This is a genomic window from Tardiphaga robiniae, assembly GCF_013359755.1.
GTDB classification, from domain to species: domain Bacteria; phylum Pseudomonadota; class Alphaproteobacteria; order Rhizobiales; family Xanthobacteraceae; genus Tardiphaga; species Tardiphaga robiniae.
Window position 1 is genome coordinate 26,476 of the sequence record NZ_JABMCJ010000078.1, and the last position, 25,008, is coordinate 51,483.

A 25,008-nucleotide genomic window follows, 5' to 3' on the forward strand; every position below is an offset into this window, starting at 1 on the left:
CGCTGCGCGGCTCCTCAGAATGAGGGCTGAGTGTGTGGCGTACGCTAAGCCATCTCCTTCGCGTCCCTTCGCCGGTACACCAGCAGCATGAACGGCGCGAGCAGGCGCATCAGGCCGTGGGCTGCGATCGGGACTGGCTCGGAGAATGGCAGCGCCAGTTCGCTCTCCGGCACGCCGCGCACCACCTTCGAGAATTCATCGCCGAGCGCCACCGACAGCGCCACGCCGCGGCCATTGCAGCCGGTCCAGCCATAGGCATTCGGCCCGAGCTTGTGCATGCGCGGCAGGAAGTCCGTGGTCATGCCGACATAGCCGTTCCAGACATAGTCGAACTGGACATCGCCGATCTGTGGCCACAGCCGCTTCAGACGTTCCGCGACCATAACTTTCAGCCGCTCCGTCTTGTCGCCGAGGCCGACCACATTGCCGCCGGTAACCAGACGATTGCGCGCATCGTAACGCGCGAAATACAGTTCGCCATGCGTATCCGACATCGACTGCCGGCCGGGGATGATGGTCTTGCGTGCCTCGTCCGACAGCGGCTGCGTCGCCATCTGCCATGACAGCACCGGCATCACTTCGCTGGCGATGCCCGGGGAGAGCTGCTTGGAGAATTCACCGGTATAGGCATTGGTGGCGACGATCAGGCTGCGTGCGCGAACCTCGCCGTTCTTCGTCTTGACGATCCAGCGATCACCCTTGCGCTCATAGCTCTCCACCGGCGAGCGCGCATAGATGCGGCCGCCCTGCTCCAGCACCACACGCGCAAGGCCGCGCGCCAGCGCCAGCGGATTGATATGGCCGCCGGTCTTGTTCCAGAACCCGCCGAACCACGCATCGGAGCCGAGCAGCCCGCGCATCTGTTCGCGTGACAGCAACTCGACCGGCGCGCCATGTTTCGACCATTGCCGCACGCGGCGCTCGGCGATCTTGATGCGGCCCGGCGAATGCACCGGCTGGATCCAGCCATTTTGTTCGGCCTCGGCCTGGATCTGATAGCGGCGCGTGAGATCGAACAGGATCGAGGCGCTGTCGCGGATCAGACCGACGAGGCGCTCGCCGGCGGCGCCATAGCGCTTGATGATGTCTTCCGGATCGGGCCGCGACAGTGTCGGAATTACCTGGCCGTTGTTGCGCCCCGACGCACCCCAGCCGGGCTCCATCGCCTCGACCACGGCGACATCGACACCGGCTTCTCGCAGATGCAGCGCCGTCGAGAGCCCCGTGAAGCCGCCGCCGATGACGACCACATCGGCATCAACAGCGCCTTTCAGCTCGGGCAAGTCCGGACCCGGAGGCGTGACGCCGGCCCAGAGCGACTTCGGCCAGGGCACAGTTGCGGTATCCATCGTCACGCCTTTCTGCAGCATCAATCATGCATTGCGCCGCGCAAACCGAACATAACCGTTCTCTTGCGGCACCCCTGCATTCTGCATAGTTTACGGCCCTGATCCATTGCAAGGTAATGAGCACGTGACGCTGAAAAACATCGTTGGAATCGACCACGCCGTGGTCGTCGTCAAGGACCTCGACGCTGCTGCTGCGAACTGGAAGAGCCTCGGCTTTACGGTCTCGCCGCGCGGCACCCACAGCGCCAAGATGGGCTCCGGCAATTACACCATGATGCTCGGCCCGGATTACGTCGAACTGCTCGGCGTGCTGAACGAGACCGAGCACAATGCGCCGACGCGGGCGTTTCTCGCCAAGCGCGGCGACGGCATCGAGCGCATCGCCTTCACCACCACCGACGCCGCTGTCGGCGCCGAGGAAATCCGCGCACGCGGCTACACGCCGATCGGCCCGACCGATTTCGAACGTCCGGTGACGATGCCGGACGGCAGCCTGAGCGCGGCGAAATTCGCCACCTATCAGTGGCCTTATGAGGAAGCGCCCGGCGGCCTCCGCATCTTCGCCTGCCAGCACAAGACCCGCGAGACCGTGTGGATTCCCGAGCTGCAGGTGCATGCCAATACGGCGAAGCGCCTGAAGAAGGTGTTCATCGTCACGCCGGAGCCGGAGACAGACGCGCAGCATATGGCGAAGCTGATCGACGGATCGACGAAGACCGAAGCCGATGGCGCCGTGACTGTGCCGTCGGGCGGCGACCGCGCCGACTTTGTGTTCGTCACCAAGGACGTGCTTGCGAAACACTTCCCTGGCACGTCACTGGCGGGCATTCCGGAGCGCGGCGGCATTTCGCTGGTGTTCGGCGTGGCGGATGTGGCGGCGGCCGAAAAGGCTGTGGGTTCAGCCGGCAGCCGCAGCGATGTCGGCGTCGTCGTGCCGCCGAGCAAGGGCAACGGTGTGTTGCTGGCGTTTGTGAAGGATTGAGAGGGCGCACTGCCCCCTCCTCGTCATCCCCGGGCTTGACCCGGGGATCCATCTTTTTGAAGATGACGGGTGCGAAAGATGGATGGCCGGGTCAAGCCCGGCCATGACAGCGTAAAGCACGAGCACCATTGCTCATCGTTACTATAGCAACGATTACGTCCGCACCGGCGCCTCACCCAAATCCCAGAACAACCCCGCCATGATGTTCAGCGCCTGTTCCGTCACCGGAAGAAGAATGTGTTCATCGGGCGCGTGCTGCGAGCAGCCGGGATAGGAATGCGGCACCCACACGGTGGGCAGGCCGAGAATATCCGTGAACACGTCATTCGGTAGCGAGCCGCCGAAATTCGGCAGCAGCGCCGGCGCGCTACCCGTCGTCTTGCGAACGGATTCGACCGCCCAGCCCACCCATGGATTGTCGATATCGGTGCGCGAGGCCGAAAAATATTGCGACTGGCTCACCTTGATGTCGGCAAAACCGTTTGCGGCAAGGTGTTTCTCGATTGCCGGTACGACATTCTCGATGTCGGTGCCGACGACGAAGCGGAGCTGCAGCACCGCGCTGGCCTTGCCGGGAATGGCATTGGCGGGATTGTTGATATTGCCGGCATTGATCGCCAGCACTTCCAGCGTATTCCAGGCATAGAGCCGCTCCGCCGGCGATAGTCCGTCCTCACCCCAATTCTCGGAGAGCGCAGGTTCATCGGCGGTCGGCGCGACGATCACATCCGCCAGAGCCGCACGGACCTGGTTGGAAATGCGCGGCGGCTTCAATGCGTCGAGCAGGATGCGGCCGTTGCTGTCGACCAGCGTCGCTATCGCCGAAGCGAGGATCGTCGCCGGATTGGCAAGTAGCCCGCCCCAGTTGCCGGAATGATGCGCGCCGTCACGCAGCTCGATGTCGAGATGGATGCGGCGGCCACCACGGCAGCCGAGAAAGATCGTCGGACGCTCGGCAGAGAGACGCGGGCCATCGGAAGCCAGAAACAGGTCGGCCTTCAGCGCATCGCGATGGGCTTCGCAGACCTTCGGCAGATCGGGTGAGCCGATCTCCTCGCCCATCTCGATGATGAACTTGGCATTGAAGCCCAGTTTGCCGCCGCGCGCTTCATGCACGGCGCGGAGGGCCGCGATGTTGATGGCGTGCTGGCCTTTATTGTCGGCGGTGCCGCGGCCATAGACGCGCTCGCCGACGGTGGTGCAGCGCCACGGATCGAGCCCGTCGCGCCACTCGCCTTCCATGCCGGGGACCACATCGCCATGGCCATACATCAGCACGGTCGGCAGGTCGTCGCTCTCATGATAGGTCGCGAGCAGATGTGGCCCGCGCCCCGACGGCGACGGGATGATGTCAGTCGTAAAGCCGAGCGCCGTGAAGGTCGGCGTCAGTTCCTGCTCAAGATAGGCGCGCAGATCGTCGGCGCGCTTGTCGCTCTGGCTCTCGGTCTTGTAACCCACCATGCGATCGAGCGTGGCGAGGAAATCACCCGACGTGAACTGCGCGTTGACCCGCGCGATGGCATCGATCCGTGTCATCTCAGAGCGATGCCATCACGGCTTCGGCCTCGGTCAGCAGCCGGTCGGCATTTGCCTCGGTGAAGACCAGCGGCGGGCGAACCTTCAGCACATTGGCATGAGGGCCCGTCGCCGAGATCAGCACGCGACGTGCGCGCAGACCATTGACCACGGCAGATGCAGCGGCGGCATCCGGCTCTTTGGTGCTGCGATCCTTCACGAGTTCGACGCCGACATAGAGGCCGGAGCCACGGACGTCACCGATCTGCTCATATTTCTTCGCCAGTGCATGGAAGCCGTCACGCAGGATCTTGCCGACACGGAGTGAATTCTCGACCAACTTCTCGTCGCGAATGACATTCAGCACAGCCTGTGCGGCCGCCATCGCGACGGTGTTGCCGCCGAACGTGTTGAAGTAGCGGTTGTCGCGGCCGAATTTCTCCACGATCTCCGGCAGCATCACGGCGGCAGCAACAGGGTAGCCATTGCCCATCGGCTTGCCCATGGTGATGATATCAGGCGTGATGCCGTGGCGCTGATAGCCCCAGAGCTTTTCACCGCTGCGGCCGAAGCCGGACTGAACTTCATCGGCGATGAAGACGCCACCGGCCTTGTGCACGACATCGATCACCGGCTTCAGCACGTCGGTCGGGTGTGAGAAGATGCCATCGGACGAGAACATCGAATCCGCAATAAAGGCGGCAACGCCGGCGCCGCGGCGCTGCAGGTCAACGATCTGCTCCGACACTTTCTCGGCCATCCAGGCACCGATCTTCTCCGGCGCAATACGATAGGAATCCGGCGCAGGGACGCGGCGCACGAAAGTGCCGAGCGGCGAATACGGCCCGAGCGATGGCGAGAAGCCCGCGGTCAGCTCCGAATTGCCGTGATAGGCCTCCTCGGTGATGATGATGCCCTGATTGCCGGTATGATGCTTGGCCATGCGGACGGCGAGATCGTTGGCTTCCGAGCCGGTGCAGGTGAACATCGCATGGCGCTTCGGCCCCTCGAACGTGCCGAGCAGGTCTTCGGCGTAATCGAGAATGCCTTTCTGGATGTAGCGCGTGTGGGTGCAGATGGTCTGTGCCTGCTGGGTGATGGCATCGACCACGCGCGGATGGCAGTGGCCGACTGACACCACGTTATTATAGGCGTCGAGATATTCGTTGCCTTCCGAGTCATAGAGCAGCACGCCTTTGGCGCGCGCGACCTCGACGGGGTTGCTGTAGAACAGCCGGTAGGCCGGGCCGAGTAACTCAGTGCGGCGCGTGACGAGCTTGCGGCTCTCTTCGGTGAGGCCGGTTGCCGTGGCGGGGTCGAAGCCGTTGACCATCTTGCCGCGCGGGGCGCTGGTGACTGCGGTCATGTTATTGTTTCCTCTGGAAGCAGGGTCGGATGTGGCGGAGATTATCTGGCGAAGTCCATCAACTGATCGGAGATCTCGTCCATCGAGCGAGCGATGAACCAGTCCATCTGCACCCAGGTCTGTTCATTGTTGCGCAGGACATAGGCGGCGACGGAAGGCACCCGGTTGGCCATGGCGGTGGACAGCAGCAGGCGCGTCGCCAGACGCGAGAAGATCAGATGCGGAATGAGGCTCAGTTCTTCCGCGGTCAGATCGGCTATCGAGAGATAGCCCTTGAGCAGATCGCGGCCATCGGCAAAGACATCGCCCTTCATCGCGACGGGCAACTGGTTGAGCATCGCCGTCGACGCATCGATAGCGATCGCGGTCCGGACCGTATCGCCGAAATCGATGATGCCGCTGACAAAACCCGGCAGCGACGCATCGACGACGACATTGGAGCGCGTGAAATCGTTATGCAGCACCTGCATGCGGCACTGCTTGAGCCGGCCCTCGATCGCCGCGAAGCGCTCAAGCGCCGCCTCGACCTTGCGGCGCTGGCCGGCATCGGTGATTTCCGCCAGCAGATCGCGCAGCGTCAGCAGGTTCTTGACGTCCCATGCGACAACCCGGGAATCCGACGGATGGCTGAAATCCGCCAGTGCGAGGCGGAGCCGCGCCAGCAATTTGCCGATCTCGGCCCGACCCGACGCAGTGGACGGCACCTCACTCAAAGGCTGGCCTTCGAGATAGGACATCATCCGCACCTGCCGGTTCTGACCGGCGCGATCCAGATAATTGAAATGCCGCTCGCCCTTGTCGTTGGGGATGACGCGCGGCACCGGCAGATCGGGCGCACGCGCCGCGACGTGATCGAGGACCTGCACCTGCAGATCAATCTCGGGAATATCCTCGATGGGGTTCGCAACCTTCAGGATAAAGCGCGGCCCGCTTGCCGGCGCGATCCGGAAGGTGTCGTCCTTCTCGGTCGCAAAGCGCGTCGGACGGCCTTCGATGCCAAAACGCTCGCGGGCGAGATCGACGGCCTCATCATCCGTCATGTTTATATACGATGCCGCGAGTCCGCCCTGCATTGCACCCGGACGCGCGGAAGGCTCAAATGTCACCTGAACTGATCCATCTCGATTCGGAATCCGGCACGTCGCGGCCGGCACGCGCGACCATAGCAACGCTGTTCCCGCTTGTCAGGGTGTCCGCGCGGATGCGGGCATTTTCGACGAATTAAGCCCGTATTTTCTGCCTTTGCTGCCCATTTGGGCACGGATTTCGCAGAAGCCACGTCGCATACGCGCCGCATCCATCCATGCGACACCATCTACGCCTATGGCGCTGGCCGGCCGGCGATGCAGCAGGCAACGACGTAAGCGCCGTTGCGGTGGCCTTGGCTATTTGCCCTTGACGGCACCAAGCCGCACATCGCTGATCGGCACACAGCTCTTCTTGCGACGCTGGTTGTTCGGCGCACCTTGCACCTTCAGCACCTTGCCCGCCGAACACGAACCGTTGTCGACGAACACGGTCGCATACGGATCCATCATCAGAGGTTCGAAGGAGAGAAATTTTTGCGCGAAACACGGCTGGGCGACGGCCGTCAGGAACAGTCCAAGTAGAATAGTACGCACGACGATTATCTCACATAGATGACGAGACCGCCGATCATCACCAGGGCCGCGATAGCAAGAACATGGGCGCATGCGATCGAAACCGCCTCGACGGCGGAACCGACCTTCTGCCTGAGCTTCGACTCCTTGAATCGGAGCATAGGCATGCGAGACGCCACTTGCGCCTTGAAACGAGAGTCAGTCAATGAGCAGTCCCCAAATGCCGGCGCAAGATGTGTCCCACTCTGCCGACGAGCAAAGACTTGCGGTCAAATGAGGCGACAGTGAGTCAGGGTAACAGCCGACAATGATCACCGGGATTCGTCGGTCAGTTGGATTCCATGATCCATGCCCTGCCCGCTTGCGCGACGGACGGCGCAACATCGCGGCCGCAGAACTCCGCAGCGCGCTCGAATTGTTCCTGAATTTCCGATGTTACCACCCCATTTGCGGCATCGAGTTCCCGCAGCGAGATGGTCGATGTGAAGGTTCCGGCAAAACAGCTGCAGAACTTTTTGGAATCGCTCGAAGGTTTATTCGGCCGCTTGCGAAAGTGATTCGAACAGCTTGTTTCCAGATTGTTCGCCATCTGATCGATTTCGTTCGCATAGATCGGGGACGCGATCACGGCGGCAAGTGCCAGTATAAATGTAGTTTGTCTCATAGTGCGATCATAACCTCGGTACTCCAGCAACGCATCGTCACTCTGTCGTCATCCTCAGGTTCCATGGGAGAAAGCTCGTGCTCACGCGCCTGTGTTCGGTATTCCGACATTCGGGGTTGAATTGTTGCAATTGTGACGGTTGAACAAATGAGCCGCATTGGCGATGTTCGCGGATGGGGCGGATGCCGAAAGTGATTGTGATTCTGCGATCTGCGGTCTGAGCGCCGCATTATTCGCTTATTCAATGGGTTCTCTGCTACGCGACGATCTCGGCATTTCCAGCAGACATGTCAGGTCGATAACGCTACACTGTCCGGGATTGATTGCGCTGTTGCTTGCGCTCGAATTCCTGAGCACCAACTGGACCACGCCGTTGCAGGATAGCGGCATGCCCCATAGGGACGCCTTCATGGACAAGATCGCTCCGCATAAAGTCACGAAGGCCGATATCGTCTTCTCCGTCGGCCGCGGCCTCGTGATGGCCGCAGCCATCATCGGCGCCACATATTTCCTTGGAAGCTGGTATCTCGGCGGCAGCGACCTGGAATCGATCTACCAGACTGAAAGCTATAACGACGCCTCCACGACGCCGCGAAGCGAACATGCGACTGCGCCCGGCACAACGGAGGAAGCGACGCAGTAAAACACTGCGCGCCTCCTCGCATCTGCGCAGATGCGCTGGCTAGTAAGCCACTGCTTGCGGCCGCCCGACGCCGCTATAGAGAAATCCGTTCCGCGTCACTTCATCCGGCGAATAGATGTTGCGGAGATCGATGATCACCGGACAGGCCATGATCGCCGCCATCTCCTTCAGATCGAGCGCGCGGAACTGCTCCCATTCGGTGACGATGACCATGGCGTGACACCCGCGGGCGCATTCATAGGGCCCCTCGCAAAAGGTGACATTCTCGAACACCTTCTTCGCCTGCTCCATGCCCACGGGATCATAGACCCGCACCTCGGCGCCCATATCCTGCAGCGCCGTGATCAACGGGATCGACGGCGCGTCGCGCATGTCGTCGGTATTCGGCTTGAAGGTCACACCGAGAATGGCGATGGACTTGCCGCGCAGATTGCCGCCGAAGGCATGCGCCACCTTGCGTGCCATGGCGCGCTTGCGCTGGTCGTTGACGGCAACCACGGTCTCGACGATGCGCAGCGGCGCTTCGTAATCCTGGCCCGTCTTGATCAGTGCCAGCGTGTCCTTCGGAAAACACGAGCCGCCATAGCCCGGTCCGGCGTGCAGGAACTTCAGGCCGATCCGGTTGTCGAGGCCGATGCCCCGCGCGACTTCCTGCACATTGGCGCCCACCTTCTCGGCGAGATCGGCGATCTCGTTGATGAAGGCGACTTTCGTGGCCAGGAATGAATTGGCGGCGTATTTGGTCAGTTCGGCCGTGCGGCGATCCGTATACATGATCGGCGACGAGTTAAGATGCAGCGGCCGGTAGACTTCGGCCATCACGTCCTTGGCACGCTGGTCGCTGGAACCGATGACGATACGGTCGGGATGTTTGAAGTCTCTAATAGCCGCGCCTTCGCGCAGGAACTCCGGATTCGAGACCACGGCGAATTCCGCCTCCGGGTTCTCCTCGCGAATGATGCGCTCGACCTCGTCGCCGGAACCGACCGGCACCGTCGACTTGTTGACCACCACGGTGAACTTCTTGATGGCCTTCGCGATCTCGCGCGCCGCTGCATAGACATAGGACAGGTCCGCATGACCGTCACCACGCCGCGATGGCGTGCCGACGGCGATGAACACCACCTCGGCCGCACCGACAGCAGATGTGACATCGGTAACGAATTTGAGACGTCCCTGCTTGGCATTGCTCGCGACCAGCGCATCGAGACCAGGCTCATGGATCGGAATCTCACCGTTGTTCAGCGCATCGATCTTTCCCTGATCCGTATCGACGCAGGTGACGTGATGGCCGAAGTCCGAAAAGCACGCCCCCGACACGAGCCCCACATAGCCAGCGCCAATCATGGCAATTCGCATTGCATGTCCTGTCTTGTAAACAGTCCGCGGTCAGAACGACCCGGACATCCCCCGAGAATTCCGCATGCGCCTCAGCTGTTGAGGATCAACTCGCCGTCGAGATGCTGCGGAAAGAAAAAGAAGTTGTTGACGTAAGCTTGCCCGGGTTTACGGCCACCATTGGGCAACAGCGCATCGGCGTCCTGCATTTCCCCGGCGTTGAAATGATCGATGGAGATCACCTCGTCGTCCTGGAGGAAGAAGCCGCGATAGGATTTGTCGCGAAAGAAATCGAACACCGAGCGCGTCGCCTCGGCACGGTGGCGATCCTCAGCCTCGACAAGGAAGACCGGCTGGCACCGGTCGATCAGGCCGACGGCTCCATGCAAGACGCTCAACTCGTGCCCCTCGACGTCTACCTTCACGAAGGACACGTCCTCGCGCACGACACCATCGAGACGCGCCAATGGAACATGCGTGGTGATCAGTTGCTTCACCGACGGTTCGTATTGCTGTTCGAGCGATGCCCGCCCGTAAACAAGGCCATCCTCGCCTTGCGGTGTGTAGAGCTCGGCATCGCCTTCATGATCCGAGAGAGCCACTTCATGGATGCGCACATTGGACGCGGAGGTACGCCGGAGCAGATCGGCCATCTCACGCGACGGCTCGAACGCATGGACCTGACCGGACAGTCGCGCCAGTTGCTGGGTATAGAGACCGCAATTGGCGCCGACATCCACCGTGACGGCCCCCTGCGGCACGATCTTGTCGAGATAAGCCAGTTCACGCTCCGCCGATTTGGGACGCTTCATGAAGCGCCAGCGCAGATACATCGACGGGAAAGCGTCTTTCAGGAGCTGCTTGGTCCGTTGCGTCGCCGTCATGGCTGTCACCCTTCGTTCGAGGCTGGTTTCAAGGCAAAACAATTCCGGGCGCCGGACGGAGGTCCGCCAGCGCAATGTCTGCAATGTGTGGTGTGATCGATGCCGCCGCTCAATCGGTCGTGGGCATCAGAAGGCATTACCGGAGAGGAATTCGCGTCGGACGGTTTGCACGATGATCGTGATGTCCATACGCATCGACCATTTCTCGATATATTCGAGGTCGTAATCGATGCGCGAGATCGCCCGGGGCGCCTCCACGGTGCTGCCGCGACAGCCGCTCACCTGGGCCAGGCCGGTGATGCCGGGCCGCGCGCTGTGACGCGTAAAATAATACGGCACGAGATCTTCATAGAGCACGTTGGCGGCCAGCATGCCCGGAACATGGGGCCGCGGCCCAACCAGAGACATATCGCCCTTGAGCACGTTGATCAGCTGCGGAATTTCGTCGAGGCTGGTCTTGCGCAGCAGCTTGCCAATCCGCGTCACCCGGGCGTCGCCTTCGACCGTCTGCTGAATGCCGCGCTTGTCGCCGGCATCGGTGCGCATTGAGCGGAACTTGTAGATCTTAAAGAACCGGTTGCGGTAGCCATAGCGATACTGGGTAAAGAACACCGGTCCCGGCGAGGTCGCCTTGATGATGATTGCGATCGTGATCAGCAGCGGCGCGAGAAACAGCAAGGCCGAGCCTGCGGCCGCAATGTCGAACAATCGCTTGGCAATCGACTCCGACGGCTCGCACCGGGCAACCTGGTTCGTCCGGCGGCTGCGATAGGCGCTATTCCGATAGGACCCGTGGCCGGCAAACTCGACCGGCCGCACTGAAATGAGCTGCCGCTCCTTCCAGAGCGGCGTCACCTTGTTGCGATCAAAACCAACTGAAACTGTAGAGGCCATGCTCTCGCTCCCTGCTGGAACTTTGGTGCGCGATAATCGAACAGAAACATGCCTATGTGGCAGGCATGCGAATTCAGAACTCTTCCCTTCGACGAACATTCGCAATTGCGAAACCATCTTCGTCGATCAGAACCTTCATCCCTGAAGATTTCTTAACTGTGCGAACGAATTAGGGCGGCAAAACGGTATTGGCGTGTAACATTACGCAGTCGCAATATTGATATAATTGTGCGGCGCGCAAAATTCTTTGTGCACGGAAGCGCTTAGATCATTTTGTGGGTCTATTGCGCTGCATCACGCTCACAGCAGCCATGCAAAATAATTACACGACGCAGATCGATGAATTGCATCGCGTCGCTGCGAGATCGGGTGCATGATCTCCGCAATTAACAAATAGCCACCAAGCAGCAATCGATTCGAGCTTGATTTTTCACTCGATACTAAAGCGCGCCCATTATGTTGCGCACTGAGACTGCTCACTCCGCCAGATATTTCGGCATCGCCATGGTCGCTCGACGAACACCTCAGATGACTACAGGGGACATTTCATTTCCCCCGCGCGCGATCGCCGTGGATAAGGCGGCGATCTCGAGCCCTGTGGACAGTTCTACCAGCGATGTGCACAACGCATCTGGCCGCAAACTGCGAAATAGACTTCTTCTTATCAATGCGGCCGTCTGGGTCGCTGTGATCGTCGCCGTTCGCATCATTTTCTTCTGAGCTCATCGCTATCCCCAAAGCTTTATGAGTCCCAAGGCGTTGCGCGGCCGATTGAATTTGACCGCGACGGTTCCCTGATCGTAGCTTGCGCGAAATGCCGCGCTCCCTCTCCAGGTCAGATTCGAACAAGGCGGCACTGCCGCCCGATACGCGTATCTATGCTATCGGCGACATTCACGGGCGCGCCGACCTGCTGCAGGAGACCATCGCGCGCATCGATGAGGACATCCGACGTCGCCCGATCACCTATGCGGCAGAGGTCTATATCGGCGATTACATCGATCGTGGCGCGGATTCGAAAGGTGTGATCGATTTGCTGGCAGTCCGCATGGTGCACAACCATGCAATCTGCCTACGCGGCAATCACGAAGCCATCATGGAAGACTTCCTAGAGGATGCCAGCGTACTTGAGCACTGGCGCCAACTGGGCGGACTTCAGACTCTCGCGTCCTATGGCGTTTCTCCATCGCGCACGGCAACGGCGCGCGACGTGCAGAAATCCTTTCATGCCGCATTCCCTCCGGCGCATGACGCTTTCTTGCGTTGCCTGCGGAACAATATCAGATGTGGCGACTTCTTGTTCGTTCACGCGGGCATTCGTCCCAATGTTCCGCTGTCGTCTCAAGATCCGCATGATCTGATGTGGATCAGGGACGAGTTTCTGGATTCAAAGCGCGATCATGGCGTCTATGTGGTGCACGGACACACGCCGGTTCCCCATGCAGATATTAGAGATAACCGTGTGAATATTGACACAGGTGCGTGGCGCAGCGGCATCCTCACGTGCATTGCCATCGAAGGCACAGAGATTCTGGTTCTCTAAGAAGACATTAATACGCAATCTGCGCACTCTCTGAGTACGCCACATTCTTTCGCCGTTTTTTGCCGGACACTCTCGCGCAATTGTCGTCTGCATCAATTGTCATCGAATTGATGCAGATGATCACATTGATGTTGTGTTGGGGGTCTACCATGTTGCGAACGAACCGATGCGCCGGCATTTTGATAGTACCGGTGCTTTCATTTTTCCTTGCTGGCGTCGCTCCGTCGATCGCGCTCGCACAGGACCAGCGGGTTTCTGCGGCTTCGCCGTCAGGCACCTATCTTCTTGGACCAACTGACAGGATTCGTCTGAAGGTCTATGGCGAAGCTGATATCACCGGTGAATATGAGGTCGACAGCAACGGATTTGTATCGATTCCCCTTGCGGGCCACGTGAAGGCCGCTGGACTGACCACACGGCAATTAGAGAAGGGCATCTCCTCCGCGCTGGCCAAGGGAATCGTGCGAGACCCACGCGTGAATGTGGAAATCGCACTGTATCGCCCCTTCTATATCCTCGGCGAAGTGAAGAAGAGCGGCGAATACCCTTATCGCATGGGCCTGACCGTGATGGACGCCGTCGCAACTGCCGGTGGATTCACCTATCGCGCCAATGAGAACAAAGTGTATTTGCGGCGATCGGGCTCAACCGTCGAAGAGATCTATGCGCTCGATTCGCCAGTCCTGGTATTTCCCGGCGACAATGTGCGTGTCCCAGAACGATACTTCTGAACTCATCATTTTTGATTTTGTCTGATGTGTAGTGACCGATGCGCGCCTTCATGTCGCGCGTCGCCATAGTCTCGACTTTTTGCGATGCGTATTCTTGTGCAGTGCGACGAACTTTACTTCGCACTTCACATTGTGGGCAGCAAAGAGAAGGGCGTTTCATCAGACGAGTGTTGAGTGCGCTAGTGGGGGCGCGACATTCATCACGGGCTTGCTGAGTTTGTAAGCGCCAGGATGAATTTCTAAGCGGCAATCAAGTCTCGACGACAATTCGATAGCGGAGGAATGCATGTCCTTCGCAAGGGATGAGTGATGAAATGTACGTTTGTATCAGCAGGATCGGATGCGATCGGCGAAGGACCGGAGGGGCTGCGGCCGATTCCCGTCACGCGCCGCGCTCTCCGTATCGCGCCATGGCCGGTCACGGCGATTCTGCTTGGTATTGCATCACCCGCCAATGCTCAGGCGATCCCGGCAACCAGCGACGAGCTCGCGCCGCCCTGGAATGCGCAACGGATTTTCGAACCGTCCGCGCTGCCCGATCTGGTCGACCGGGATAACCGCGAAGCAGTAGCGCCAGAGGACATGCCAGTAAAAAAGCGACAGCAACCTGGCTATGAACCCGTCGGCATCCGCCAGGGATCCTGGATGTTCAACCCGTCGCTGATGACGGGCGCACTCTATGACAGCAATGTGTTTGCCTCGAACACCCAGAAGCGCGGCGACGTCGCGGCGGTGATCGAACCCAGCCTGCGTGCTCACACGCTGTGGGAACGACACGGCATCGACATCAAGCTCAATTCACGAACCACGGCCTATAACGAAAATTCAAGCCTCGACCAGACCGATGTGAGCCTGAAGGGCGCCGGCTGGATCGATATCGCCAACGATATGGTCGTGCTGGGCAGTTTCCAGATCGCGCATCTCAATGAGGGTGTGGGTTCGCTGAGCTCGCCTTCCAATGCCGTGACACCGACGCCTTATAATCTGATGTCCGGCGACCTGACCGTCCGCAAGGAATTCAACCGGCTGGCGACATCGATCGGTGCACGCGTCGACTCCTACGATTACGGTACGGCGCGCGCGCAGGATGGCAGTCTGATCGACCAGAGCAGCCGCGACGGCCAGATCTATGCACTTCACGGCCGCGTCGATTATGCGTTCTCGCCTGTGCTCGGCTGGTTCGGCGGCGTCGAAGGCAACCAGCGCAACATCCGCGGCGTGCCCGGCCAGACGCTGGACTCCACCGGCTATCGCGCTTTGTCCGGCTTGACCGTCGGTTTCGGCAATCTGCTCCGCGGCGAATTCGGCGGCGGCTATGTCGAGCAGCGCTTCGACAATCCTCTGATTGGCACCGTCGACGGGCCATCCTATCGCGCCAAGCTCACATGGAGCCCGACGCGATTGATGGACATCCACGTCAAGGCCGAACAACTGGTCACGCAGACATCCGATACCAGCTCGACCGGCGTGTTGGCCAATGCCGTGCAGGTCGGCGTCGACTACGAACTGCGTCGCAACGTCATCCTGTCGCTGGCGGGCGCCTATGAGATCGATCGCTTCTTCGGCCAGGCCCGCAAGGACCGCGTGACCACGACCAATGCCAGCGTGAAGTATTTGATGAACCGCTTCAGCGCGATCTCGGCCTATCACCGCTACACATCGCGCGACAGCGATATACCCACCTTCAGTTACGACAAACACCAGGTAGGGCTCAATGTTACAGCGCAATTTTGATCAGCCTTATCCGGCGGCACCGGAACCGGTTCCGACCGCCGTTGCCGGTTGGCAGGCGCCGACCGTCGATCTCCGGGAAATGGCGCGCATCCTGCGCCGGCGCTGGCGCGCGGTCGTGCTGCCCGCCGCCGTGCTCGGTGGTATCGCCCTCGCTTATGTGGCGACGGCGACCACACTCTATACTGCGAACTCCACCGTACTGGTCGATCCCCGGCGCGCCAATGTGGTCGAAACCAATCAATCGGTGCTGACCAATTTCGGCACGGACGATGCGACCATCGAAAGCCAGACGCTGCTGATCCAGTCGCTGACCATTCTGCAGCGTGTGGTCGACAAGCTGAAGCTGACGCAGGATCTCGAGTTCATGCCAAAGCCCGGCCTACTCGATCCGATCCGCAATCTGTTCCGCAGCAGCAGCCCAGTCGATGGCGTGAGCCCCGAAGACGCCGCGCGTGCATACTCTATATATCTGCTCCAGCGCCGCATGAAGGTGACACGACAAGGCACGACATTCCTGGTCGATATCGCCGTCAGCTCGGAATCGCCGCAGAAAGCCGCGACCATCGCCAATGCGGTGGCTGACGCCTATTTCGAGGAACAGGTCCGCGCCAAATTCGACGCGACGCGCATCGCAGCCAAATGGCTCGGCGGCCAGATCGATGCGCTGAAGAACCGCGTCGTCACCTCCGAACAGGCCGTCGCGGACTATCGTTCCGCCAATAACCTCGCGGTCTCGCAGGGCGTGACGGTCAACGACCAGCAGATCACCGATCTCAACAGCAAGCTGATTGCTGCCCGGGTGCAGACCGCCGAGGCGCGTGCCAAGTTCGATCAGGTGCAACAATTGGCGAAAACCGGCGGCGATGCCGGCGGGCTCAATGCCGCCGTCTCCTCGGAGATGGTGACCAAGCTGCGCGCGCAATATGCCGATATCGCCAAGAACGAAGCCGACCTGACCAGCAAATATGGTCCGCGGCATCCGCAGGTCGCCAATGTGCGGGCGCAGCTCAAGGACACGCAGCGGCTGATCAACGAGGAAATCGGGCGCATCGTGCAGGGCACGGCGCATGATTATGACGTTGCGAAATCGCGCGAGGCGTCGCTGCAGGACAGTTTCGACAAGCTGCAGGGCGTGTCCAGCACGTCCGGTCAGGCCGTGGTCCGGCTGCATGAGCTGCAGCGCGAGGCCGAGGCCAACCGCACGCTCTATGAGTCATATCTGGCGCGCTCGAAGGAGACGACGGCGCAGGAAAGCCTGGAGATGCCGGACTCCCGCATCGTCAGCTTTGCCAGCATCCCGCTCAAGCCCTCCGCGCCGAAGACCATGCTTATTCTAGGCTTTGCCATCCTGCTCGGCCTCGGCGGCGGCACGGTGCTGGCATTCCTGACCGACTATCTCGACGGGCGGATCAAGACACTGGAACAGGCCGAAGAGATATCGGGCGTTCCCGCGCTGGCCGCTCTACCCTCGATCAGCAGTCGCGAACTCGCCGGGCGTGCCAAACGCGGCCGCACCGAACTCGGCAATTACGATCCGCGCACCATGCGGCTGCTGCCGGCTGCATTGCAGCCACCACTGATGCGCTATGCCATCGAGGAGCCCGGCACATTCTTCGCCGAAGCGATTCGCGCGGTGCGTCTGGCGATTCAGCGTGCGCGCAAGATCGACACGGTCAAGGTCGTGCTGGTGACATCGGGCCTCGAAAGTGAAGGCAAGACAACCTTCGCCGGCAATCTCGCACTGTCCTTCGCCACGCTGGGCATCAAGACACTGCTGATCGACGGCGATCTGCGCAATCCCGGTCTGACCCGCGCCGTCAGCCCCAATGCCGATGCCGGCCTGCTGCAGGTGGCGACCGGCGAAGTGTCGCTGGAGCGCGCCATCCTGCTCGATCGCAGTACCGGCCTCTCGATCCTGCCCTCGCCTGCCATCAAGGACGTCGATGCCATCACCGAGCTGATGTTCTCGGAGCAGATCGTCGAAATCCTCGACCGCCTGAAGTCGCATTATGAACTGATCATTATCGACTCGCCGCCATTGATCCCGTTGGTCGACGGCCGCGCACTGGCCGAACTCGCCGACCGAATTTTGCTGGCCATGGCCTGGAATCAGACACCGCGCGAGGTCGTCGCCCACACGATGGAGCTGCTGGCGCCGGTGCATGATCGCATTCTCGGCACCGTGCTGACCCAGGTCGATCTCAGCAAGATCCGCTTCTATGACTACTACCGCAGCTCGGCCTATCTGAAACCCTATGGCGTCGCCGCCGCCAGTGCGGGAGCTGCGCGTTGACATTGGCCCGGACCGCGCCGCTCAGGCTGCATCGCAACGGCGCCCTCGCCGCGGCGGGCTCGCGTGCACGCGTTCCGCAACGACGGCAGATCGTTAACACCGCCCAACTCATTAATTTGATGATCGTCAGTGTGCTGCTGGGCGCCATCGTCGCGATTTTCACACTGTCCGGCGGCGTTCTGACTAATCTCAAGATTCACTATCTGACACCCGGCGGCAATTTTCTTGAGAAATTGCATCCCGGCACCTATGCGACATTCATCGCGACGCTTTTGCTGCTGATGCGCGACGGTGACCCGATCGGTGAGATCAACCGTGCCTTCACGGACGCCAAGCTTTTGCTGGTGCACCTGTTCTGCTGGTTCGTCCTGCTGATCCAGATGTTCGTGCTGGAACGCCCGTTCACGGTCATCATCGACACGTTCCTGCTGCCGGTGCTGCTGTGCCTGCTGATCTGGCGGCTGACGCCGGCGCAGCGGCGGCCGCTGGTCTGGGCCATCCATGCGACACTGCTGCTCAACATCCTGATTGGCTATTACGAATATTTTTCCGGCCATCGCATCATTCCGCTGACACTCGGCAGCGTGCTGGTGGTCGGTGAATGGCGCTCGGCTGCGCTGCTCGGCCATCCGCTGACAGCCTCGGGCATCGTCGGCGCCTATATCATGGCGCTGGTGCTGCGACCGGCCATCTGCCCCCCGATCATGATCCGCGTGCCACTGATCGCCTTCAGTCTGGGCTCACTGATGGCCTTCGGCGGCCGTACCGCGCTGATGACGGTATTGTTCGTGCTGGCTTGCCTCGGTCTGCTTGAGACGATCCGGCTGATCCGCGGCAAGCGCGTGCCGCTGCTGTTCGCTGTCGGCGCAATCTGCTTTCTTTTTGCGGCGGCAGGCGTCGTGTTTGCTGCGCTCTATCTCGGTATCTTCGACAAGATGCTGCTGCGCTTCTCGTCGGACAAAGGCAGCGCCCTGGCGCGCTTTGCGACCTTCGACATGCTCAATCATTTTCAGTGGAGCGAACTGATTCTCGGGCCCAATCCGGTTCGCGTGAACGCGCTGCAGTCGCAGCTCGGTTTGAATTATGGCATCGAGAACTTCTGGGTGTCCTGCATCGTGCAATTTGGCCTGATCCACACCATCCTGATCACGCTGGGCCTGACCTGCTTCTTCATCGAACTGCTGCGCCGGTCGGACCGCGCAGCCTTCGCCATCTTGCTGCTGATCCTGATGATTGCGGCAAGTTCGGTGAGCTTCTCGTCGAAGAACATCCAGCTGGCGCAACTCGTTCTGCTCATCGCGCTGCTGTTGCCGCGCGAACGCGCGCCGGCCGTGGCGCCACCCCGCCATGTCCATCAGCGACCGCCGATGGCGGCTCCGCATGTCCGCGCCGTCCCCCGGGATCAGGAGTTTGCATGACTATCTATGTCGATCACACCCATCTCGGACGCCATGTGACCGGGCTCGAACGGATCACACTGGAGCTGTTTTCGCAGCAGGCGCTGGCGCCGCTCGATGTCGTGCCCATCACCTCGCGCGGCACCGGCCAGATGGTGGCGACGCAGACTTTCGGTCTGCCGATGCGCCTGGCGTCTCCCTCGTCGTTCCTGCTGTGCCCCGGCTTCCCGCCAAGCCCGCTGCTGCGGATGTTTTCATCACGTGTGCTGCCCTATATGCACGACGACTTCCTGCTGACGCGACAGGCCGATCTCAATACCCGCGCGCGACTCTATATGGCGACACCCTTCAAGATCGCGCTCAAGAATTATCCGCGCTTCCTGACCAATTCGCGCGACACCCAGCGCAAGCTCGCCGAGCATTGTCGCCCGGACGCTAAGATTACGCTGTATCGCCCGCCGGTGCGCAACGTGTTCAAGCTGGAATCCGCCGAGCGCGCCGAGCGCGAGCCCGAGACGTCGCCGTTGCGCGTCGTGGCGCTCGGCACCGTGGAGCCACGCAAGAACTTCATCGCCGCGGCCAATATCGTACGTGAATTGCGCCAGCACGGTTTTCCCGGCGCCACCCTCGACATCGTCGGCCGCAAGGGCTGGGGCGATGACTGGAAGACGCTGGAGCGCATGTCGTGCGTGACCTTGCATGGCTACCAGTCTTCCGAGAACGTGGCGCGCATTCTCAATGAGGCCGATATTTTCCTGTGCACTTCGCATGATGAAGGTCTCGGCTTGCCACTGCTCGAAGCCCAATATGCCGGCCTGCCGATCGTGGCGCCGAATGCGCCCGTCTTCCATGAAGTACTGGGTACATCCGGCATCTTCATCGATCCGTCGGACCACGGCACCGCAGCGTCGCAGATCGGCGGGGCTATCGCGGCTTCTCAGTGGCGCAGGCAGTATGTTGCGGCAGCGACCGAGAACCTCGCGCGCTGGAACGCGCTGGCAGCGAGCGACCACGACATCGTCATCGACCTGATCGCCGAACTCGCCGGCGGGCAGCTGGGCGGCCGTCGTTCGGCGACGAAACCCAACGTCGCGCATTAGGACCGTGACGCCGGCGTCCATGCCGGATCGGGGCCACGCCTGGTCCATTCAACAGGGGACATGCTTCTTGCAGGATATCGACACCAGCACACGACATCTGGACGGGCTGCGCATCGTTGCGGCCAGCGCCGTCGTGATCCTGCATTATTCCGATTACATCAAGGAGCTGCCAATTGGTCGCTTCATGGTGGACCACACCTGGCACTTCAATCTGTTCGTCGACCTATTCTTCGTCATCTCCGGCTTCGTCATTGCCAGCCAGTATCTGGCGAAAGTCGGCTCACCCGCCGCGGTCGGCCGCTTCCTGTGGCGGCGCCTCGCGCGGATCTATCCCCTGCATCTGGCGACGCTGGCTTTCTATATCCTGATCGCACTGGCGCTTCATGCGGGCATCGCCAAGACCGACAACCCGGCGCGCTATCCGTTCTCAGACCTGCCGGCGCAGTTCCTGCTGCTGCACGCCATCGATGGCGACCGGCTGACCTTCAATTTTCCGAGCTGGTCGCTGTCGGCCGAGTTCTTCTGCTACGTGCTGTTTCCGCTGATGGTGCTAATGATCGCGCGGAGCAGGACGGTGATCGTGGCCCTCGTCGTGCTGCCGCTGCTGGCCAACAGCATCTATGCCGTTGCCATGGGCACCGAGCCCTGGCCGGACTGGATCAACAAGGGCGGCGCCTTCCGCGCTTTGCCGGCTTTCAATCTCGGCATCGCCTGCTGGCTGTTTCGCGACCGGATTGCGCGGCTTCCGGCGATGCCGGGCCTGCTGACCGTGGCCCTCGTCCTGTTCCTGATCTTCGGCGCGCAGCTTCCGATCATGGCAGCGCTCGCAATCATCTATCTCATCGCGGTGCTCGCCATCCATCACGACCTCTCCGGCCAGACCACCCTGTTCTCGCGCCTTGGCTTCGAGCGCTGGTCGTCGCTGACCTATTCCTCTTACATGCTGCATATTCCAGTCGCGACCGTCGTCCTCACGCTGGCGGCACGCTTCCTTGCCCCCGTCATTCCCGGCGGCAAGCTCGCCCTGGTGCCGCTGGCCATCGCCGTTCTTGCCGCCGCCAGCATTCTGTCCCTGCGCTATTTCGAGACGCCCATGCGGCGCGCTCTCAATGAGGCTTATGATCGCCATTTCAGCACGCGAATTGCCGCGGCGACGGTGCCAAGGCAGACGTGAACTGATGGTCAATGCAACGCAGACAATGTCCGGGACGGCGCGGCCGCTGGCTCAAACGAGGACGGCCAGCCGGGACGTGGCCATCGACAGCATGCGCGGCCTCGCCATGCTGATGGTGATCGGCATCCATTCGCTGCAGCAACCGCTCGATGCATCGTGGAAGACCATGCTCGATGCGGCACTGCGTCCCTGTGTGCCGATCTTCCTGTTCGCATCCGGCTATCTGACCGCTCTGTCGGGCCGCGTTCCACTCGGCAAGCGCGTCATGGCCGCATTGATCCCCTACGCCATCGCTTTCGCTGCGGCCTATCTCTACATGGCGCTACAGAATCCGGCGATGGATCACCGCCCGACGACAACGGCTGCCCGCTTCGTGCTCGCTTACGTGTTCGTGTATTATTATGTCTTCGTCTATCTCGGCTGCACGCTGATGCTCTGGCTGACCCTATGGTTTGCCCATCGTGTGCCGACCCAAGCCAATGAGCGACTGCGCGTCGTCCTGATGCTCGCCCTCGTCTTCGGCCTGATCGTCGGCAGCTACATCGATCCCCTGCTGATCCAGCGCGGATTGTCCGAAGGGCTGGTCGAGGAAGTCCGCATGCGCGACATCCCATTCTGGTTCAGTTTTGTGGCACTGGGGATGCTGGTCGCTGGGTCGACGGCGCGGCCAGCCCTTCCGCGGATGCGCCTGACGCTGACCGCTGCGGCACTGGTGGCCTATGTCATCTATGCAGCGGTCCGGCTGCTGAAGATCGGCGACGCCGCCGATTATGATTCGATGGCGTTCTTCGGCTATGCCGGGGCGCTCTGCGTTCTGCTATTCGCCCTCGGTGCCCGCACGCCGGTCCTGGCCACGCTCGGGTCCGGCAGCTACTTCATCTATCTCTGGCATATTTTCATTGTCATGGCCTTGCGCGATCATGGCGGACTGCGCCAGTTCGGCCCGGTTGCGGGAACATTTCTAATGTATGCCATCACCGTCGCCTTGAGCCTTGTCGCACTGCTCGCCGTGCAACGATGGGCACCGCCGCGCGCAGCCCGCTGGCTCGGAGCCTGACCATGCTGCTGAAGCGCACGATCCTTTATCTTCCGGCCCAAATCGTCGGGCCGATGTTCCAGCTGATCGCGATGATCGTGTGGACCCATGTGGTCAACGAGCATACGCTGGGTGTGATCACGCTGATCACCGCAACGCATGAACTGCTACAGATCGCGTTCCTCGCGTGGTGGTCGCAATATGCGCTGCGCTTCTTCGGCCGCTATCAGGACGGCGAACAGGCCGAACGATTCTATCGCACCGAGAATGTCGTCATTCTCATTTCGCTGGTGCTGCAGAGCGCGGCCGTGATCGGTGTGCTCTATACGGTCATCGCGACTGACACCAACCCTGCGCTGCTCGGAGCGACCGTCGCTTACGTCATCAGCCGCTCGCTCAATCTCTATATCGCCGAACGCGCCCGGGTCCGGCACCAGATCGGCGTCTACTCGATCCAGCAGATCGTCGGACCATCGATCGGCTTCATTCTCGGCCTGGTACTCATCAAGCTGATTGGTCCGTCGCCAGAATGGCCACTGCTGGGCTATGCCGCCGCGCAGCTCATTGCCGCTTTGGTCGTCCTGCCCCACATTGGCTACAGCCGCCGTTTATGGCCGATCGATCGCGAGATCATTCGCCATGCGGTGAGCTACGGCATTCCGCTGATTATCGGTGGTGCGCTGGGCTGGGTCGGCCTCAATGCCTCGCGCTTCATCGTCAATGACATGCTCGGCGTCGCCGCCGCCGGCCTTTTTGCCGTTGGTTATGGTCTGGGCCAGCGCGCCGCGGCAGTGGCCGCGATGCTGGTGACGGCCGCGGCGTTCCCGCTGGCGGTCAAGAGCATGGAGCAAGGCGGCAGCAAGGCTGCGATGCGCCAGCTTGCGGACAACAGTGCACTGCTCATCGGCATTCTGGCGCCAAGCATTGCGGGCATCTTCCTGCTACGGGCCGAGATCGTGCACCTGCTGATCGCCACGCCGTTTCAACAGGTGACGCTGGCAATTCTGCCTCTCTCGGCCCTGGCCGGTTCGATCCGCAACATCCGTGCCCATTTCGGCGATCAGGTGTTTCTCCTGCACAGCAAGACACAGCTGATGATCGTGGTCTCCAGCATCGACGCGCTGGTGACGATCGCGGCGAGCTTCATCTGTATCCACTATTGGGGACTCGTTGGCGCAGCCGGCGCAACAGTGCTGTCCGCCATTGCCGCAGCACTGGTCAGTTTCATCATCGGTTTTTCGAAATTCGGCCTGACGCTGCCCTGGGCGCATCTCGCCCGCATCATCCTCGCAACCGGGGCCATGGCGGCACTGCTCATGCAACTGCCGGAAGCGCCGAACCATGTCTTGCTGGCAGCACATGTCGCCGCGGGCGCGGCGATCTATGTGTTGGTGCTCGCTATCCTTTACGGACCGACGTTGCTTCGGATGCTGCGCCGTCAGCCGCAACTCTCCGAGCTCTGATGTCGCAAAATCGTCACGACCGTTTGGCGGTCTCCAGTGCACGGGCCATTGCGTACCACAGCGGCTTTTTCTGCATGTTCTCATCGAACGGCAGCGGCCGTGGCAGTCGTTCTGCGAGAGGATTCTTCTTTCTCGCAGCGTCCGTATAGAATGAATAGTGATCGGACAGCTGCCACGCGATCACGGCCTTGACCGCCGGGACCTGCAGCACCGTTTCGAGGAATTTCCCGCCGGTCTCCGCGATCATCTTGTCGCGGGTGGCCACGTCGTCCGGGAACGTGTCGTCACGGACATCGAATTCGGTGATGTAGATGTCGACCTTGCGTTCGGCGAGCGCCTGGACGAATTCCAGAAACCGCTGGGGATCATGCGGATAGCGCGGCTGCAAGTGGCCCTGCAGGCCGACCACATCGAGCCGGACGCCGGCATGCTGCAACTCGTCGACCAGACGCAACAGTCCGGTGCGCACCGCGAGACCGACATCGTCATCGCGTTCCGCCTGTGCCTCATTGAGCACAAACTTGGTTTTCTTATCCACCGCACCGGCGCGCGCGAAGGCACGCTTGATATAATCGGTTCCAAACGCATCGTACCACGGTCCGAGACGATAGCCGCCAGGGGCCTTATGCCCGGGCCAGAACGGCTCGTTGACGATGTCCCATGACTGCAACTGGCCCGCATAACGACCGACCACCTCATCAATATAACTATCGAAGAAGGCCTGCCGTTCGGGATTGCTCATCGACTTGATCCATTGCGGCACCCATTCGTTCCAGATCAGACAATGACCGCGCATGGGAATGCGATTGCTCGCACAAAATTGGTGCAATCGATCGGCGCTCTCGAATCGCTTCGGACCCGCCATCGGCGCAAGCGTGCCCATTTTCAGAGCGATATCCGTCGTTATAATTTTCGTCTGTGTTGTGTAAAGCTCACGATATCCGACATCCTTGTCGATCACCGGCCCTGCAGCCGCGCCAAACATCAAACCATTTTTTGCCGCAATTGTACCAAGGCTCTGCGTTTGCGTCGCGCTGACTGCATGTCGTTGCATAGCAAGCGTCGCTCCGGCGATGACTGCGAACGACTTTCTCCTTGAACATTCGAACATATCCACTCTCCATCGATTCAAAATCGTGACTGCTATCTTTTCGATGTTGCGCGACAGCATCGCCATCGTTGCGTCGCAATAGTTCGTTTTGATGTCCATCACGTCGAGGGGATGATTTTCGACTCACTTTTCTTCGCTGCATCGATAGCAAGCAAGTGTGCACTTCGTTCAAGCGTAACTCGGCCACATC

The 25,008-nt window shown here is 60.8% G+C and carries 22 protein-coding genes; 11 read left to right on the forward strand and 11 right to left on the reverse strand.

Features of this window, described 5'->3' with window-relative positions; translation table 11 throughout:
- Positions 1-44: 44 nt before the first annotated feature.
- Positions 45-1,349: an NAD(P)/FAD-dependent oxidoreductase gene (locus HP556_RS10035; protein ID WP_175366885.1), complete on the reverse strand. Its 1,305-nt coding sequence runs from the start codon at positions 1,347-1,349 to the stop codon at positions 45-47.
- A 124-nt stretch (positions 1,350-1,473) separates the two neighbouring features.
- On the opposite strand from HP556_RS10035, the gene HP556_RS10040 reads away from it, so the two are divergent.
- A complete protein-coding gene (locus HP556_RS10040; RefSeq protein ID WP_175366886.1) occupies positions 1,474-2,331 on the forward strand; it encodes a VOC family protein in 858 nt (285 codons plus the stop codon).
- Between the two features lie 153 nt (positions 2,332-2,484).
- Here the strand turns inward: HP556_RS10040 and HP556_RS10045 are convergent, their stop codons facing one another.
- The 6 genes from HP556_RS10045 to HP556_RS10070 form a co-directional block, all read right to left on the reverse strand.
- Complete coding sequence (locus tag HP556_RS10045; protein ID WP_175366887.1) at positions 2,485-3,867, reverse strand: M20 family metallopeptidase; 1,383 nt, start codon at positions 3,865-3,867, stop codon at positions 2,485-2,487.
- A 1-nt stretch (position 3,868) separates the two neighbouring features.
- On the reverse strand, positions 3,869-5,212 hold the full coding sequence (locus HP556_RS10050) for an aspartate aminotransferase family protein (RefSeq protein ID WP_420878659.1): 1,344 nt from the start codon (positions 5,210-5,212) through the stop codon (positions 3,869-3,871).
- Between the two features lie 41 nt (positions 5,213-5,253).
- Positions 5,254-6,252, reverse strand: a complete 999-nt coding sequence (locus HP556_RS10055; RefSeq protein ID WP_210269145.1) for a phosphotransferase — start codon at positions 6,250-6,252, stop codon at positions 5,254-5,256.
- A 345-nt stretch (positions 6,253-6,597) separates the two neighbouring features.
- Positions 6,598-6,834 carry a DUF6719 family protein gene (locus tag HP556_RS10060; protein WP_175366888.1) on the reverse strand — a complete coding sequence of 79 codons (237 nt, stop codon included), beginning with the start codon at positions 6,832-6,834 and terminating at the stop codon, positions 6,598-6,600.
- 5 nt (positions 6,835-6,839) lie between these two features.
- Entirely contained in the window at positions 6,840-6,980 is a 141-nt protein-coding gene (locus HP556_RS10065; protein ID WP_175366889.1) for a hypothetical protein, read from the reverse strand.
- Between the two features lie 161 nt (positions 6,981-7,141).
- The gene (locus tag HP556_RS10070) at positions 7,142-7,402 is read right to left on the reverse strand and encodes a hypothetical protein (protein ID WP_141137206.1); all 261 of its coding nucleotides are present in this window, start codon (positions 7,400-7,402) and stop codon (positions 7,142-7,144) included.
- A gap of 463 nt (positions 7,403-7,865) precedes the next feature.
- Here HP556_RS10070 and HP556_RS10075 point away from each other — a divergent pair, with 463 nt between their 5' ends.
- Entirely contained in the window at positions 7,866-8,120 is a 255-nt protein-coding gene (locus HP556_RS10075) for a hypothetical protein (protein WP_139285856.1), read from the forward strand.
- Between the two features lie 39 nt (positions 8,121-8,159).
- Here the strand turns inward: HP556_RS10075 and HP556_RS10080 are convergent, their stop codons facing one another.
- From HP556_RS10080 to HP556_RS10090, 3 genes are all read right to left on the reverse strand, one after another.
- Positions 8,160-9,479 carry a UDP-glucose dehydrogenase family protein gene (locus HP556_RS10080; protein WP_093759182.1) on the reverse strand — a complete coding sequence of 440 codons (1,320 nt, stop codon included), beginning with the start codon at positions 9,477-9,479 and terminating at the stop codon, positions 8,160-8,162.
- A 71-nt stretch (positions 9,480-9,550) separates the two neighbouring features.
- Positions 9,551-10,342: an FkbM family methyltransferase gene (locus tag HP556_RS10085; RefSeq protein WP_175366890.1), complete on the reverse strand. Its 792-nt coding sequence runs from the start codon at positions 10,340-10,342 to the stop codon at positions 9,551-9,553.
- Between the two features lie 126 nt (positions 10,343-10,468).
- Positions 10,469-11,236 (reverse strand): sugar transferase, encoded by a 768-nt coding sequence (locus tag HP556_RS10090; protein ID WP_120288785.1) that lies wholly within the window; start codon positions 11,234-11,236, stop codon positions 10,469-10,471.
- Between the two features lie 814 nt (positions 11,237-12,050).
- Here HP556_RS10090 and HP556_RS10095 point away from each other — a divergent pair.
- The 9 genes from HP556_RS10095 to HP556_RS10135 all read left to right on the forward strand — a co-directional run bounded on the left by HP556_RS10095 (position 12,051) and on the right by HP556_RS10135 (position 23,707).
- Complete coding sequence (locus tag HP556_RS10095; protein WP_175366991.1) at positions 12,051-12,779, forward strand: metallophosphoesterase; 729 nt, start codon at positions 12,051-12,053, stop codon at positions 12,777-12,779.
- Between the two features lie 116 nt (positions 12,780-12,895).
- Positions 12,896-13,510: a polysaccharide biosynthesis/export family protein gene (locus tag HP556_RS10100; RefSeq protein WP_244528336.1), complete on the forward strand. Its 615-nt coding sequence runs from the start codon at positions 12,896-12,898 to the stop codon at positions 13,508-13,510.
- Positions 13,511-13,819: 309 nt separating this feature from the next.
- On the forward strand, positions 13,820-15,244 hold the full coding sequence (locus tag HP556_RS10105) for an outer membrane beta-barrel protein (protein WP_175366891.1): 1,425 nt from the start codon (positions 13,820-13,822) through the stop codon (positions 15,242-15,244).
- Positions 15,225-17,537: a GumC family protein gene (locus tag HP556_RS10110; protein WP_120288781.1), complete on the forward strand. Its 2,313-nt coding sequence runs from the start codon at positions 15,225-15,227 to the stop codon at positions 17,535-17,537. Before HP556_RS10105 ends, HP556_RS10110 begins: the two co-directional genes overlap by 20 nt.
- Entirely contained in the window at positions 17,534-18,955 is a 1,422-nt protein-coding gene (locus tag HP556_RS10115; protein WP_175366892.1) for a VpsF family polysaccharide biosynthesis protein, read from the forward strand. Before HP556_RS10110 ends, HP556_RS10115 begins: the two co-directional genes overlap by 4 nt.
- The gene (locus tag HP556_RS10120) at positions 18,952-20,034 is read left to right on the forward strand and encodes a glycosyltransferase family 4 protein (protein ID WP_175366893.1); all 1,083 of its coding nucleotides are present in this window, start codon (positions 18,952-18,954) and stop codon (positions 20,032-20,034) included. The genes HP556_RS10115 and HP556_RS10120 overlap by 4 nt, the downstream gene beginning before the upstream one ends.
- A 67-nt stretch (positions 20,035-20,101) precedes the next feature.
- On the forward strand, positions 20,102-21,208 hold the full coding sequence (locus HP556_RS10125) for an acyltransferase family protein (RefSeq protein ID WP_175366894.1): 1,107 nt from the start codon (positions 20,102-20,104) through the stop codon (positions 21,206-21,208).
- 76 nt (positions 21,209-21,284) lie between these two features.
- Positions 21,285-22,265 carry an acyltransferase family protein gene (locus HP556_RS10130; RefSeq protein WP_338117555.1) on the forward strand — a complete coding sequence of 327 codons (981 nt, stop codon included), beginning with the start codon at positions 21,285-21,287 and terminating at the stop codon, positions 22,263-22,265.
- Positions 22,266-22,267: 2 nt separating this feature from the next.
- Entirely contained in the window at positions 22,268-23,707 is a 1,440-nt protein-coding gene (locus tag HP556_RS10135) for an oligosaccharide flippase family protein (protein ID WP_175366895.1), read from the forward strand.
- A gap of 13 nt (positions 23,708-23,720) precedes the next feature.
- Here HP556_RS10135 and HP556_RS10140 read toward each other — a convergent pair whose 3' ends face one another.
- Entirely contained in the window at positions 23,721-24,917 is a 1,197-nt protein-coding gene (locus tag HP556_RS10140) for an endo-1,4-beta-xylanase (RefSeq protein ID WP_246297606.1), read from the reverse strand.
- Positions 24,918-25,008: the final 91 nt, after the last annotated feature.